Here is a 14,747-nt window from a genome sequence, read left to right on the forward strand (position 1 = left end):
TTTAAAAAATTATACTATTATTTGATTTCTATTAATGAATTCAATTGGTCCAACTGAATTAATCCTTCAATGTTATTATTAGGTACATATCCAGCCTCTTTGCTAATGTCAGCCATCTCTTGAAGAACGTTTTCATTTACTGCAGTTGTTACTTTCATATGTTTGAATGCAACTTCGAGTTCAGCTTTATCAATTTCTTTCCCTGTTATATCTTTTAGATGCTTGATTACAAGCGCTTGGCTCTCTTCTGGATTTTGTTCAATAAACTCAACCGCTTTTACATGAGCTGTTAAATAGGCTTTCACAAGTTCTTCGTTTTCCGTAAACTTTTTGCTAGCTGCAACAACCGTATTAGTTGATTCTTTTCCCCATGCGAATGATTCCCAGTCCAATAACAACTTCCCGTTAGCCTGTGTTTCCAAAATATAGCCCCAAGGTTCTTGCGTTGCTGCGGCATCTATTGACTTTTGGATAAACAACGTCGGTGTATCAGCTGGTGCTGCTGCAAACATTTCTACTGTTCCACCATTCGCCTTCGGTGTTAGACCGACATCTTTTAACGCTTTACGCAGCATGACATCTTGCGTACTGCCAATTACGGGTATAGCTACTTTTTTCCCATCCAAATCAGCAAGTTCTTTTATATCACTATGTTCACTAGCGACAAGGACTGCCCCACCGTTTACTGCGCCTGAAATTATATGATAATTAGGATCTTTCACGTAAAAATTTAGTACTGGACCAGGTCCAACTGTCCCAACATCAATTGACTTAGTTGCCATTGCTTCCATGAACAAACCGCCATTACTGACGATTTTTGTGTTGATTTTTGTATCTTCTCCAAAGGCTTCTTTAAAGTATCCTTTTTCCATCGCGACAATTGTGGACATATGCGTTAAATTTGGAAAATATCCGATATTCACTTCTTTACTGTCTTGTGCATTACCTTCTGTCTTTCCACAAGCAGATCCGAAAACCAATACAACTAAAGAAATAAGCCCTAATAATATAGTACGTTTCATTCTATTCGCTCCTTATCTTCCATTAGTTGTTATTACTTAACTGATGCCCCATTTTTTTTGAACACTTCGTTCCAATCGTAAAAAGACCAGATTATCCATGATTGTACCGATTACTCCAATGATTATCATTACTGATATGACTAAATCCATTTGTCCAAGTGACCTTCCCATTTCGAGGAGATGCCCAAGCCCTCCCCCTCCACCGAGAAGTTCACCAGCCATTAGTGCACGCCACGAGAATGCCCAGGCAAGTCGTAAACCTGTAATCAGTTGAGGTACTGATGCCGGCATAATAACTGTTCGTAAAAAGTGAAAACCGCCAGACCCCAATGTTTTAGCTACTTGTTGATAGAGCTTAGGGACATTTTTAAATCCACTCGCAGAATTAATTGTCATTGTCCAAGTTGCTCCAATTGCAACTATAAAAAGAATGGAAAAATCGTTCAAACCAAACCAGATAATTGCAAGTGGAAACCATACAATACTTGGAATTGATTGTAAAGCTGTGATTAGAAATCCAAGTGTATCTTCAACTAACTTTGAACGCCATATGAGATATCCTAAAAATAGACCGAGAACTGTAGCAAATAAAAAACCGACTAGCAGCCGAATCATGCTTGTAAAAACTGCATTCGTGATCTGTCCATTTACAATACCCGTATAAAGTGTTTGAAGTACTTGGCTTAGACTAGGAAACATAAAGTCGGGTAGACTCGATAATCTAGATGTGACTTCCCATATCGCCGCTAGAATCCCTATGAAGAGGATTCGTCTTAAAAATGTAGTCATCCCCCATTTCCTCCTTTAACACTTTCTCAATTTCACCTTGCAGTGATGCTAGTATCTGTTTTTCCAGTTGATGTGTGAAGTCATTGGGCATAATGCCATCCTTCATGGTTTTCGAATTAAAGATGGCTTTAATTTTACCCGGACGTGTTTCAAAAACTACTATTTTTTCGGATAAAAGTACGGCTTCACGAATATTGTGAGTCACGAAGAATATAGTCACTTTTGTTTTTTCCCATATTTCCAGCAGTTCGTTGTGCAATACCATTCTCGTTTGCTCATCCAGTGCAGCAAATGGTTCATCCATTAGTAATATGGTTGGTTCCATTACAAGAGCACGAGCAATTGCAACCCGTTGCTTCATTCCCCCGGACAACTGATGTGGATAAGCATCAATAAAGTTCGTCAAATGAACCATTTTCAACATTTCTTTTGCTTTATCCTCTGCCTTTTTCTTCGAAAAACCTTTCAAAAGTAAACCGTATGTAACATTATCAAGGACTGAAAGCCATGGAAATAATCCATCTTCTTGGAAGACGACGACACGATCGGGACCTGGATTGGTCACTACTTTTCCAGCTATGCGGATTTCACCCTTGTCAGCCTTATCAAGGCCTGCTATAAGATAGAGCAATGTGGATTTACCGCAACCTGATGGGCCCACAATGGAAACGAATTGTCCTTTTTCCACGTCTAACGAAATATTGTCTAATACTTTCACATGACCTTTTTCTTTATTGGGAAAACTTTTTTCAATCCCATTTATCGTTAAATACATATAAATACCCCTTTCAGGAAACTTCCATCAGACCTGTTTATAAAATAGTTCTACATCTCGCTGTTTAATTAAACTCGAACAAGTCACCTGATAGATAACGTTCACCCGAATCTGGGGCAATACAGACCACGGTATCTGCTGGAGTCAAGCGTCTCGCCACGGCTAACGCTGCATATATGGACGCACCTCCTGATGGGCCCAGAAGGATTCCTTCATTCGCTGCCGCAATATGTACAGTGTCGTATGCTTCCTCATCTTTTATCTGAAAGATTTCATCATACACACCGGTATTCAATACCGAAGGAATAAAACCTGGGCTAGTGCCGACTAGTTTATGCTTTCCGGGTTCTCCGCCAGATAAAACAGGTGATCCAGCGGGTTCCACAACGTGAACCGTTATCTTATTATCATGTTCTTTTAGGGCTTCTCCAGTTCCAGTTACAGTTCCACCAGTTCCAGAAGTACAAACAAAAGCACTAAGCGTTCTTCCAATTGACTTCAGCGCATCAATAATTTCAACGGCAGTAGTTGTTCTGTGAATATCCGGATTTGCTGCATTTTCAAACTGCATTGGAATAAAACTGTCTTTGATGTTTTTTGCTAGTTCATTTGCCTTGGCAATTGCACCAGGCATTCTTTCTTCACTAGGAGTAAGAACGACCTCTGCACCGTAAGCTTTCATTAAGTTAATGCGTTCAGTTGTTGCATTATCTGGCATGACGAATATTGCCCGATATCCTCTTGCGGCAGCATTCATAGCCAAACCAATACCTGTATTCCCCGAAGTTGGTTCGATAATTGTTGCTCCCACTACCAATTCTCCACTTTTTTCCGCTTCAACTATCATATTGTAAGCGGCCCGGTCTTTTACACTACCGCTTGGATTAAATGATTCAAGTTTCACATATACAGCAGCACCTTGTGAATCTGGAAGTCTATTTAGTCTTACAAGTGGAGTGTTCCCAATCAATTCAGCTATATTATTTACGGCTCGCATGTTTGTCATCCTCCAACTACGTTTAAGATTTCTCTTGGTATCCATCTATTATTTCTAGAAAAGCTTTTCGCATTTTGTTAGATTGCCTGTACGTTTCATCTGTGATCGCTTTAAGTAATTTGGTTTTTGTTGTTTGATCTAACATAGATTGTTTCACTTTTTCCCTTGACTGCGTTAGAAATTCAAGATAATCCCCATAAGATTCATCGTAAATTACGGCAATTTCGTCACGAATGCTTTTGGAAAGTGTCGGACTAGCCCCTCCCGTTGCAACACTTATTGTTAAGTCCCCCCTTGTAAGTTTTGCAGGGACATGAAAGGTGCTTAACTCCGGATTATCAACGATATTGACAAGTTTAAACTTGCCAGCAGAAGATGCAACGTACTTATTCACCGTTTCACTGTTTGTTGCTGCGATAACTATCAACGCAGAATCGAGATCGTCCGGTTCGAACAATTTATTCTTCCAAGCAACTCGATTCTGAGCATAGAGTTTTTCTATTTCCGAATGAATCATCGGGCTAATCACAGTTACACAAGCACCCGCTTGCAGCAACCCAACCATTTTACGGTAAGCAATCAGACCTCCACCAACTACTACAACAGCTTTATCTTTGATGTTCAGCATAATTGGGTAGGACCCCATCTTTTCAACCACCTGCCGCTGTTAGTAATTCTGGAAAGAACCGCAAAATTTGCGGTCCTTCTTAGTTTTTCACAATAATAAAACATATATTTTTCACTTCGAGCAGTGTCTAGACTCCAGCGCCTAGCCCCTCAAGTCACTTCAGCCCTTAAGTTAAAGGCAAAAATCGCCTTTATCTTAAGGTCATACAGCGCTTTTCGGGTCTACCAAGGCGCTTGCGCTTTTCTTAGTGTCGAAACTCCAGCGAATTTCTAATTAATCGTGAAAGTCCAATCCAGATTGAACTGCTTTCACATGCCCTGCACGGATGACAAAATCTCCAAAATGCTCGCCTTCATGTCTTTCCTTTGCATATTGGAAAAATAATGGTCTAAGCAGTTCTAGAATTTCTTCTTCACCGATATTTTCCCGGTATAATTTATTCAGCCGATCTCCAACGAAGCCAGCCCCTAGATACATATTGTATTTTCCAGGAGATTTACCGATAAAGGCTATTTCCCCCAAAGATGGACGAGAACAACCATTCGGACAGCCCGAAATACGAATAATAATCTCTTTTTCACGCAATCCTGCTTCATCCAGGATCAGTTCCATCTTATCTAGTAGTGAAGGCAGATAACGTTCGGCTTCAGCCATCGCTAACCCACAAGTTGGAAAAGCAACACAAGCCATTGAACTCCGTCGCAATGCGGAATGTTGCTGCCCATCCGTCAATCCGTATTGCTCAATCAGTTCGACAATCTTTTTCTTATTTTGACTCGAAACATTACTGATAATCAGGTTTTGATTTGGGCTAAGTCGGAAATCCCCTGTGTGAATCTTGGCAATTTCTCGCAACCCTGTCATCAGTGGATAATCATCCAAGTCCTGGACGCGACCGTTTTGGATAAAGAGCGTGAAATGCCAATTCCCATCGCTTCCTTCCACCCATCCGTAACGATCACCATTATGTTCAAAATGATAATCACGTGCAGTTTCAAGCTCCCAACCTAATCGTTCATTGAGTTCTTTTGCGATCCAATCAAGTCCACGAGCATCAATGGTGTATTTAAAACGTGCATACTTTCGCACAGAACGATTCCCGTAATCACGTTGAATCGTAATGATTTTTTCGGCTACTTCGATAATCTGATCCGGTGTACAGAATCCAATCACCCGAGCTAACTGAGGATAAGTTTTCGTATCCCCATGCGTCATCCCCATGCCGCCTCCGACAGCGATATTGAATCCGACTAATTTATCTTCTTCTAAAACGGCAATTAGACCAAGATCCTGTGAAAAGACATCAACATCATTATTAGGTGGAACTGCTACACCAATTTTAAATTTCCTTGGTAAATAAAGTGCACCATACATTGGTTCAATTTCTACCTCTGTTTCTTGACTGTCGACTACTTTTTCACCATCAAGCCAGATTTCATGGTAAGCATTGGTCCGTGGCGATAAGTAATCACTAAGTTTCTGAGCCCAGCCATAAACCTCGGCATGAATATCTGATTGATAAGGGTTTGGATTACACATCACATTACGGTTCACATCTCCGCAAGCCGCTAGCGTATCCATCAATGCCGCATTAATTTCCTGAATATTTTCCTTCATATTCCACTTTAAAATCCCATGCATTTGAAATGCCTGGCGGGTAGTCAATTTCAATGTTCCATTTCCAAATTTATTGGCAACTCCGTCCATTATTAACCATTGCGCCGAGGTTGCAACGCCGCCCGCAGCACGAACTCGGACCATGAACTGGTATGCAGGCTCTAATTTTTGACGTTGTCGCTCATTGCGTAAATCCCGATCATCTTGCAGATAACTCCCATGGTGTTTCATCAATCGATTATCATCGTCAGGTATCCCCGAACTGATTGGATATTCAAGCGTCTCCACAAGCGTTCCTCGTAAATAGTTACTCTCACTCTTAATCCGCTCAACATCACTAGGTGGACCGGGTTGTGGCGGTAGAATTATTTTTTTAGTCATGTAACTAGCTCCTCTCTCACTTGTTTCAATAGACATCTCGTTGATATCGTTTTTGTTGTTGCATATCAGCCAAATAGTCAGATGCTTCCTTAGAAGTCATGGACCCTTCTTCTTCAAGGATTCTTTCCAAAGTAGCATGGACATCCGCTGCCATATTCTTTTCATCACCACAAACGTAGAGTACAGCACCCTCTTCCAACCACTTAAAAATAGCCTGGCTATTCTCTATCATTCGGTGTTGGACATAGACTTTGTCTTTCGTATCGCGGGAAAATGCAACATCCATTCGTGTCAATACGCCTTCTTTGAGCCATTGTTGCCATTCAACCTGATACAGGAAGTCTGTAACGAAGTGTTGTTCACCAAAGAACAACCATGTTTTTCCTTCAGCGCCAATCTCCTCGCGTTCTTCCATGAACGATCTAAAAGGAGCAATACCAGTACCAGGTCCAATCATTATCAATGGCGTGTTAGGATCTGCTGGTAATTTAAAGTTCGAGTTACGCTGAACATAAACAGGTAAATGATCTCCTGGTTGTGCACGTACAGCACATTCATTAGAACAGACCCCTACTCGGTCTCGACCGTGTGCCTCATAACGCACAGTTCCAATCGTGAGGTGTACTTCATCTGGATTTGCTTTTGAACTGCTGGCAATTGAATAGAGTCGAGCCGGTATTTTACGTAATATTGCGACAAAATCACTTACAGAGACATCCCAGGGGGTAAAATCCCGTACAAAATCCAATAAATCACGGCCATAGATATATTCTCTGCATTCTTGCTCTCTTTCAGGTTCCAAGAGCTCCTTCAATTCATTATTAGCGGTTAATAGGTGAGCTTTTTGTAGCAATGGTTTCGTCAATACAGTGATTTCGAAGTTAGAAATCAGCGCATCACGCAGCGGCCTTTGCTCACCCTGTTTATTGACCTGAACGGTTTCGCTAGCATCCCAGCTCATCTCCGCAATTAAGGCATCTACTAATTCAGTATCATTTTCCGGGTAAATGCCCAAGCTGTCTCCCGGTTCAAACTCAAGGTTCGACCCTTCAAGTGATAGCTCAAGGTGACGCGTTTCCTTGTTAGACCCACGACCGTTTAAATTCAAATTTTCTAGAATTTCAGCTTTAAACGGATTCGTTCGAGAGTACTCCTGCAGTTCTGCAACTCCCTGTTCGACAGGTTGTTGTGCAGTTATAGAGCTGGTTCCTTGTTGCTCATTTAATGTAGCTAAAACACTCGAAAACCATTCCTCAGCAGATTCATCATAATCTAAATCACAATCGACACGCGGACTAAGCTGTTTTGCGCCTAACTCTAGTAATCGTTTTTCAAACTGTTTACCTGTCTCGCAGAAAAACTCATAAGAACTGTCTCCCAAAGACAGAACCGAAAATTGTAGATTATCCAATTTCGGAGCTCTTTTACTATGAAGAAATTCATGGAACGGCAATGCATTATCTGGTGGATCACCTTCACCATGTGTACTCACAATTAGTAGTAAATTTTCGATCTTCTTGAGCGCATTTGGCTTAAATTCGTTCATAGCCGAAAGCGTTATTTGGTACTCTTGTGCTTTCAAATTCTTCGACAGTTTTTCAGCCAAAGCTTGCCCGTTGCCAGTCTGAGATCCGTAAAGAATTGTCACTTCTTTTGAAACAACATCTATTTGCGTTACAGGAGCTTCCAGAACTGCGACGCTGCCTGACGCGACTGATTGTGCAGTTAACTGATTTGCACTCAGATATCCACCCAACCAGATTTGTTGTGTATCCGTTAGTATTGGCAAAAGTTGATTAAGGAGTTCTACCTGCTCCTGATTGAAAGGACTATTTATCACTTGAAGCGCCAAAATTTTCCACCCCACAAAAATTGTATTTTATATAGTTAACAGAAGAAATGGCGATTATTTCAATCTAATCTTCTCGTTTCTCTCTATTTGAACTACAACATTGTCTTGAATAACCAATGTGATAGAGCCATAATTCATCGTGCTCAGCATCTGTTTTACGTTTTCAATGGTTAGCTCAAGGTTTTTATCCCGTTTCTCCATAGTCCCTATTCTTCCTTTCAGACAAAGATTCTTTATTAAATAGGCTGACTGATTTGTTCTTTTTGAAGTAACTCATACACCCGTTCTACAAGTACATCCTGGACATATTTGTGATAACCTAGATTTTCACATAGAATAAGCTGCTGACCAGCAATAGCCTGTTCCGAAATCTTTTTTTCAATGCCATTCATTAAAATACCTGTAAATAATAAGTAAGGAATAATGAAAACTTGCTTTTGCGCTGATTCCCGTAGCTGCAGTAATGCTTCATCGAAATGAGGTTCCGCCCCGTAAAGAAAACAGACATTTACTTTGTTAAACGAATACTTGTCGGCAAGAAGCTGTGCAATTTCATTTAAATCATGCTTAACTGCCGGATCACTGCTTCCTCTTCCTACGAGCAGCACCTGTGCATCTTCAGTAATCGCTACATTTTGTTCTTTAACTCGATCAAATAAGCTGTCAATAATTTTCGGATGAATGCCCAATGCTTTTCCGTATGTAAATTCGATATCGGGATACATGATTTTCCCCACTTCAATTTCAAAGGGAATATCTTCATTTGCATGCGCTGCGGTTAATAAAAGTATAGGAATAACAGCGATTCTAGTGGCTCCGCGTTCCACGCACTTCGTAATACCTTCATCCACGCTTGGTACCGCGAGCTCCAAAAAACAAATTTCTTGAATCGGAACATCAATCATTGCTTGACTGCTCTGAATAAACTGAATGGCTTCTTCGACACCTGCTTTAATCCGACTACCGTGGGCAACATATAAGACTGCCTGCATGCTAATCCCCCCTTATCAAATACGCCTCAGTGTATTTGCCTCCAAATTCCGACTTTAGATTGCTCAATTATTTCCCATCAAAATTTGTAACATCGCCACAGGCTTAACTTCATTTGGTAAGGGTTTCCCCACCTGCTGAATGAAGTTAAATTGTTAGTATGCAGAAACTTCTTTAATCATTTTTTGGTTCAATCCGGTTTGTTCGAACCACTGAATCTTCTCACGCAGCTTCACTACTTCGCCGACAATAATCATGCTTGGATTTTCAATTTCGGACTGCCTAGCAATCTCGACGATAGTAGAGAGTGTTCCCGTAATCGTATATTGCGCTTCCGTTGTTCCCCAATGAACAAGAGCTACAGGCGTACTTTCAGGTCGACCATACTTTGTCAGTTGCTCACAAATATAAGGCAAGTTTCCGACACCCATATAAATCGCAAGGGTATCAATTCCGACCGCAAGACTTTCCCAGTGAATCGAGTCGCTCTTTCCAGCACGCATATGACCTGTTACAATTGCAAAACTCGAACTTAACTCGCGATGTGTCACTGGGATACCCGCATAAGCAGGTGCTGCAATCCCTGCAGTAATTCCTGGAACCACCTCAAATGGGATTCCATTGTCCGCAAGAACTTCTGCTTCTTCAGCACCTCTCCCGAACACGAATGGATCTCCACCCTTTAATCGTGTGACGATTTTTCCTTGCTTCGCATATTTTACTAAAAAGTGATTAATCGTTTCCTGGATCATTGCATGGTAGTTTGGTAATTTCCCGCAATATATTAAGTCCGCTCCCGGTTTTGCATAAGTAAGAAGCTCTTTATTTATTAAGCGATCGTACAAGATAACATCAGCTTGTTGAATACATTTCAGCCCTTTAACGGTGATTAAATCAACATCTCCAGGTCCAGCTCCTACTATAAATACTTTTCCCATTCTTATCACTCCTCTCACCGCTTAGTTCTAAAGTAAAATTGACGTTATGAATGAATCTTTTCTTTTTGCATTCCTGCAATTAATACATCAATCACTTCGGGTCTACTAAATGTCGTTGGCAGCTTCTCTCCATTTCGAAGCATTTCTCTCACTTTTGTACCAGACAAGATTACATGGTGACTGGCATCATGCGGACATGTTTTAGGTGTTGCCATACTGTCGCATTTACTGCAATAAAAGCTATGTTCAAAAAATAATAACGTAATCCCGAGTTCCCCTAGCGTAAAATTACTAAAGATTTCCTGAGCATCATACGTACCGTAATAATTACCAACCCCCGCATGATCACGACCGACTATGAAGTGTGTACAACCGAAATTCTTGCGGACCATCGCATGGAAAACGGCTTCCCTTGGTCCGGCATAACGCATTGCCGCTGTAAATACACCTAAAAACACATGCTCTTTCGCATAATAGTTTTCTAGTAAAACTTCATAGCTTTCCAAGCGTACATCTGCCGGAATATCATCGGATTTCGTTTCACCAACAAGCGGGTTTAAAAATAAACCATCAACAATCTCCAAAGCTGTCTTTTGAATATATTCATGTGCTCTGTGAACCGGATTTCTTGTTTGGAAACCAACGACTGTTTTCCAGCCAAGCTCTTGGAACTTTTGTCTTGTTTCAATCGGGTCAAACAGATATTCCGAAAACTCATTCAATGGTCTCCGTTGAATCAGCGTTATCGTTCCACCAAGATAGACATTCGGACGTTCAAACAACTTCTTCACACCTGGATGCTCGCGGTCCGTCGTTTGATAGACCAATTCAGCCTCTACTTCCTTATCGGGCGTGAAAATATCAGTTACTTCGAGTACACCGTAAACGATTTCGTCTCTCACTAATTTCACAAAGTTGCCAATCGTAATTTTTTCCGCATTCTTTTCTGTTGTGGGCAATGTAATTGGAATGGTCCAAGGCTCACCCGTTGTTAACCTCATCGTATGGACGACGGAATTGTAGTCCGCTTCTGTTAGGAATCCACTTATAGGGCTATACGCCCCAGTACCAATCAAGTCTAGATCACTGCTAGCAATCTCATCTAATTCAACTGTTGCAGTTAACCCTTCCAATTGAAAATCTGGATTCCAGCGATTAATTAATGTACCACCGTGCGGTTGACTCAAGCTCATATTAATTTCCTCCATTTAAGTTGATTTTTTGGTGTAATCCACACTCTGTTTTCATTTGATTTGCCCACCGGCCAGATCTTGAGCCTGACGTTGTATCACTTGGCGACGTACAGGGTACGCAACCGATACTAGGAAATCCTTGATCATGAAGGGGATTATAGGGCAATTTATATTTATCAACATAATCCCAAATATCGGTCCACGTCCAATGAATCAATGGGCAAACTTTAACTGATTGGAACGTTTCATCCTTATTCACAAATTCGGTTAAACTTCTAGACGGTGATTGTTCTCGTCGTAGCCCAGATAACCAAGCAGTCGCATTGCTTAGTGCCTCTTGAAGTGGAACAACTTTCCTCATATGGCAACAACGGTCTGGTTGTCTTTCCCATAGTTTTTCTCCATGTGCATCAGCCTGTTCTTCAACCGTTAAGGCTGGCTTTTTCATTTCTATATCGAGCTGTGGATAACGCGTTTTGATGTCATCGATGAGGGTATACGTTTCTTGAAAATGAAGCCCTGTATCCAAAAACACCACTTTAGCAGTTGGTTTTGTTTTCGAAATCAAATCAAGCATTACAATTCCTTCTACACCAAAGCTACATGCATAGACAAGATCAGCATCATATTCGTCATAAGCCCATCTCAAAACATTTAAAGCACCCTTTGACTCGTCGTCAATGTTAAACGTTTCAGTAGGCTTAAACCATGTGTCATACGTCAGTTTCACCATAGAAACTTCTCCCCCCATAAAATTAATGATGTAACTTCTCTTTTTAAGACGAAGTTAACCATTCAATGGTTAAAGCCATCTATTGTTCATATGTTCGGAATTTTACATCCAATTAGAATTCCCGCTCTACTTATGATTGAAATTAACAATATCTTTATTAATCCTATCTGTCAAGTCGGTTTAAAGGTATTCTATTCCTACAATATCAAGAAGTTACATATCTATTGGTTTTTTCAGATATATTTATTTTCGTTTAAATAATTTACGATGACTTTAACTGATTCTTCAACGCTTAGCTTATTTGTATCAATAGTGATTTCTGGGTCAACAGGTACGTCATAAGGAGCATCGATTCCTGTGAAATTTTTCAACTCTCCCAATCTGGCTTTCTTGTAGAGTCCTTTTGTATCGCGTTCTTCACATGTTTCTAAACTAGCCTTCACGTAAACTTCGATAAATTCATTTGGTTCGACGAGGTCACGCACTGTATCCCGATCTTCCTTGTATGGAGAAATGAACGCTGTTAACGTGAACAATCCTGCATCAATCATTAGTTTTGAGACTTCACCGATTCTACGAATATTTTCCGTGCGGTCATCTGGACTAAACCCTAAATTCTTATTTAAACCATGCCGAACATTATCCCCATCCAACCGATAGGTATGAATACCTTTTTTATGTAACGCTGTTTCTAACGCTACTGAAATCGTCGACTTTCCTGACCCTGAAAGTCCTGTAAACCATAGAATTGCACTTTTATGCCCCTTAGCTTCTTGGCGATTCTCTTTTGTTACCTCTGATTCGTGCCAAACGATATTTGTAGATTCTGTCATTATTTTCTCCCCCATTTTCTCTATTTAATTTACAAAAAAAGACAACTTTTAAGCCGATACAAATAATCGATTAAAAGATGCCTTTAGTTGTCTAATTAGCATGTATTCTATTGTGTGGAAAATAAAAAACCACTTCTTAATAGTGCAAGAAGAGGTTAATTAATCGAACAAAAAATTCTCTTCTTATCTTCTAAACTTTCGTTTAATGGAATTGGCACAGTACTAAACAGTCTGTTGCCGAGGTTTCATTGGGCCAGTCCCTCAACCTCTCTGGATAAGATATGAACTATTAAGTTGAGACCAATATTACATTATGAAAAAGACATTGTCAATGACTTATCAGATAATAAATTAAAGTCTATTGGTTTAATTGGTTTTAAATATCCTTCTTGTGTAGATAACAAAAAAACTATCTATTTTTCATTTAAAGTTCTCAAAGAATACACGTATGACATCAGCTCCACCTATAAAGGTACCTAATGTACCTCCTAGGTTTGTGAGGACGACAACCAATAAGACTCGTGTTACCCTATTTGCCCAAAAACCTTTAATCGAAAATACATCTTCAGATAATCTTTCGAAATCGCCAACGCTTGGTCTACGGAAAAATGCCTGAACAATTCCGGATACCCACCCCGCTGCAATCAATGGATGTAGGGTTGTTATAGGAGCCGAAACAAAGGCAGCCAAAATGGCTAGTGGATGTCCCAGTGCCGCAGCCGCACCAATTGCCGAAAGACTACCCGTCCACAATATCCAACTTAGCGCTTGGTCAAAACCCGCTGAAGGATTTGAAATAAAAGTATATGCAATTATAGAAAGAAGGAGCACTGGAATTGCCCACCCAATAATTTTAGGTAGTTTTGATTTGACGGGCGTTTGCGATAATGCTTGTAAATCATGCTCATTATGAATTTCCTTGGTAATCCCTGGAATATGTGCTGCTCCTAAAACAGCCACTACTTTTTTCCCCGGTGCATCTTTAATTTTCTGTGCTAAATACTGATCACGTTCATCAATTAAAGGCTCCTTTAGTTTCGGAAAAGTTTCTGTGAAATCGTTTAATACAGCATTTAAAGTGTCTTTTGATTTCATTTTTTCTAGGTCTTCTTCAGAAATGCTTTCTTTGCTGAATATACTATAGACGACCGACGTGAGAAGTTGGCTTTTCCCCATGAAACCGATGTTGCCCCAAATTCTGGAGAACGTTATTTGAATATTACGATCGGCGAGCACAAGTTCTGCACCAACTTCTTTTGCCGATTCAATCCCCTGAATCATTTCCTGCCCAGGCTTTATATTAAATTGTTTTGCTAAACGGTTTTGAAAGGAGGAAATTGCCAGATTCATTAAAAGTAAAGATGCTTTCTTTTCTTTTATTACCTTAAAAATATCTGTCTCCTTCCACTTGCTTCCTTCCATGATAGATTGATAACGTTGTTCATCCAATTCAATACAAACCGAATCAGGTCTCTCTCTGTCGATTACTTCTTTTACCTGATCTGCACTTTGCTTTGAAACGTGGGCTGTTCCAATAAGAATTAATTCTTTTCCATCTAAATTTATTCTCGTAATATTTTCTTCTTGCATGAACAAACATCCTTTGTAGAACTAATTTCTTATTAGTAACCTCAATCCAGTGATCACCAAAAGACGGTCTAATATTAATAATGAATCAGTTTGAAACAAAATTCAATTATATTTCATTATTAATTAAATATGAGTCATTCCACCAAGGAAAAATCGTTAGATAGAATATGTGAAATCCTTTGGCTAGACTTGCTTTAAAAAATTTTGCGTTCCTTCGTCTTTAGGATATACAAAGATTTCTTGTGGGTGTTCCCTCATCAAGAATAACCCCGCCATCTTCATCTAAACGCCCACAATCACCGAGCGTAATTCCATTATTCACAACTGTATCACGATCTTCTTCATTCAGATATTCTGCGAAGATAATGTATGAACGGCACAACGGAAATTAATTAAAACGACAAAAAAA

General features: G+C 40.0%; 14 protein-coding genes and 1 riboswitch. All 14 genes read right to left on the reverse strand.

What is annotated here, in order from left to right; translation table 11 throughout:
• Positions 1-17 precede the first annotated feature (17 nt).
• Entirely contained in the window at positions 18-1,022 is a 1,005-nt protein-coding gene (locus AC1TO6_RS05720) for an aliphatic sulfonate ABC transporter substrate-binding protein (protein WP_482100654.1), read from the reverse strand.
• A gap of 36 nt (positions 1,023-1,058) precedes the next feature.
• Entirely contained in the window at positions 1,059-1,811 is a 753-nt protein-coding gene (locus tag AC1TO6_RS05725) for an ABC transporter permease (protein ID WP_482100655.1), read from the reverse strand.
• Positions 1,744-2,586, reverse strand: a complete 843-nt coding sequence (locus AC1TO6_RS05730) for an ABC transporter ATP-binding protein (protein ID WP_482100656.1) — start codon at positions 2,584-2,586, stop codon at positions 1,744-1,746. The genes AC1TO6_RS05725 and AC1TO6_RS05730 overlap by 68 nt, the downstream gene beginning before the upstream one ends.
• Positions 2,587-2,650: 64 nt before the next feature.
• Entirely contained in the window at positions 2,651-3,583 is a 933-nt protein-coding gene (gene cysK / locus AC1TO6_RS05735; protein WP_482100657.1) for a cysteine synthase A, read from the reverse strand.
• 22 nt (positions 3,584-3,605) lie between these two features.
• On the reverse strand, positions 3,606-4,229 hold the full coding sequence (locus tag AC1TO6_RS05740) for an NAD(P)-binding protein (protein ID WP_482100658.1): 624 nt from the start codon (positions 4,227-4,229) through the stop codon (positions 3,606-3,608).
• Positions 4,230-4,484: 255 nt separating this feature from the next.
• Complete coding sequence (cysI, locus tag AC1TO6_RS05745; protein WP_482100659.1) at positions 4,485-6,209, reverse strand: assimilatory sulfite reductase (NADPH) hemoprotein subunit; 1,725 nt, start codon at positions 6,207-6,209, stop codon at positions 4,485-4,487.
• Positions 6,210-6,234: 25 nt separating this feature from the next.
• On the reverse strand, positions 6,235-8,061 hold the full coding sequence (locus AC1TO6_RS05750; protein WP_482100660.1) for an assimilatory sulfite reductase (NADPH) flavoprotein subunit: 1,827 nt from the start codon (positions 8,059-8,061) through the stop codon (positions 6,235-6,237).
• Positions 8,062-8,115: 54 nt separating this feature from the next.
• The gene (locus AC1TO6_RS05755; protein ID WP_482100661.1) at positions 8,116-8,262 is read right to left on the reverse strand and encodes a YezD family protein; all 147 of its coding nucleotides are present in this window, start codon (positions 8,260-8,262) and stop codon (positions 8,116-8,118) included.
• Between the two features lie 35 nt (positions 8,263-8,297).
• Positions 8,298-9,053 (reverse strand): sirohydrochlorin chelatase, encoded by a 756-nt coding sequence (locus tag AC1TO6_RS05760; protein WP_482100662.1) that lies wholly within the window; start codon positions 9,051-9,053, stop codon positions 8,298-8,300.
• 153 nt (positions 9,054-9,206) lie between these two features.
• Entirely contained in the window at positions 9,207-9,989 is a 783-nt protein-coding gene (gene cobA / locus AC1TO6_RS05765; protein ID WP_482100663.1) for a uroporphyrinogen-III C-methyltransferase, read from the reverse strand.
• A 44-nt stretch (positions 9,990-10,033) separates the two neighbouring features.
• Complete coding sequence (gene sat, locus AC1TO6_RS05770; RefSeq protein WP_482100664.1) at positions 10,034-11,182, reverse strand: sulfate adenylyltransferase; 1,149 nt, start codon at positions 11,180-11,182, stop codon at positions 10,034-10,036.
• 1 nt (position 11,183) lies between these two features.
• Complete coding sequence (locus tag AC1TO6_RS05775) at positions 11,184-11,915, reverse strand: phosphoadenylyl-sulfate reductase (protein WP_482100665.1); 732 nt, start codon at positions 11,913-11,915, stop codon at positions 11,184-11,186.
• 233 nt (positions 11,916-12,148) lie between these two features.
• Entirely contained in the window at positions 12,149-12,748 is a 600-nt protein-coding gene (gene cysC, locus AC1TO6_RS05780; protein WP_482100666.1) for an adenylyl-sulfate kinase, read from the reverse strand.
• A 180-nt stretch (positions 12,749-12,928) separates the two neighbouring features.
• Positions 12,929-13,029: riboswitch (SAM riboswitch) on the reverse strand.
• A gap of 139 nt (positions 13,030-13,168) precedes the next feature.
• Positions 13,169-14,338 (reverse strand): TraB/GumN family protein, encoded by a 1,170-nt coding sequence (locus AC1TO6_RS05785; protein ID WP_482100667.1) that lies wholly within the window; start codon positions 14,336-14,338, stop codon positions 13,169-13,171.
• Positions 14,339-14,747 lie beyond the last annotated feature (409 nt).

The organism is Sporosarcina sp. Y352 (genome assembly GCF_056786535.1).

Excerpts from the sequence above, each read along its gene's own strand:
- AC1TO6_RS05760 (WP_482100662.1), bottom strand. The coding sequence starts at position 9,053 with ATGCAGGCAGTCTTATATGTTGCCCACGGTAGTCGGATTAAAGCAGGT.
- cysK (WP_482100657.1), bottom strand. The coding sequence starts at position 3,583 with ATGCGAGCCGTAAATAATATAGCTGAATTGATTGGGAACACTCCACTT.
- AC1TO6_RS05725 (WP_482100655.1), bottom strand. The coding sequence starts at position 1,811 with ATGACTACATTTTTAAGACGAATCCTCTTCATAGGGATTCTAGCGGCG.
- cysI (WP_482100659.1), bottom strand. The coding sequence starts at position 6,209 with ATGACTAAAAAAATAATTCTACCGCCACAACCCGGTCCACCTAGTGAT.
- cobA (WP_482100663.1), bottom strand. The coding sequence starts at position 9,989 with ATGGGAAAAGTATTTATAGTAGGAGCTGGACCTGGAGATGTTGATTTA.
- cysC (WP_482100666.1), bottom strand. The coding sequence starts at position 12,748 with ATGACAGAATCTACAAATATCGTTTGGCACGAATCAGAGGTAACAAAA.
- sat (WP_482100664.1), bottom strand. The coding sequence starts at position 11,182 with ATGAGCTTGAGTCAACCGCACGGTGGTACATTAATTAATCGCTGGAAT.
- AC1TO6_RS05730 (WP_482100656.1), bottom strand. The coding sequence starts at position 2,586 with ATGTATTTAACGATAAATGGGATTGAAAAAAGTTTTCCCAATAAAGAA.
- AC1TO6_RS05740 (WP_482100658.1), bottom strand. The coding sequence starts at position 4,229 with ATGGGGTCCTACCCAATTATGCTGAACATCAAAGATAAAGCTGTTGTA.
- AC1TO6_RS05785 (WP_482100667.1), bottom strand. The coding sequence starts at position 14,338 with ATGCAAGAAGAAAATATTACGAGAATAAATTTAGATGGAAAAGAATTA.
- AC1TO6_RS05755 (WP_482100661.1), bottom strand. The coding sequence starts at position 8,262 with ATGGAGAAACGGGATAAAAACCTTGAGCTAACCATTGAAAACGTAAAA.
- AC1TO6_RS05720 (WP_482100654.1), bottom strand. The coding sequence starts at position 1,022 with ATGAAACGTACTATATTATTAGGGCTTATTTCTTTAGTTGTATTGGTT.
- AC1TO6_RS05775 (WP_482100665.1), bottom strand. The coding sequence starts at position 11,915 with ATGGTGAAACTGACGTATGACACATGGTTTAAGCCTACTGAAACGTTT.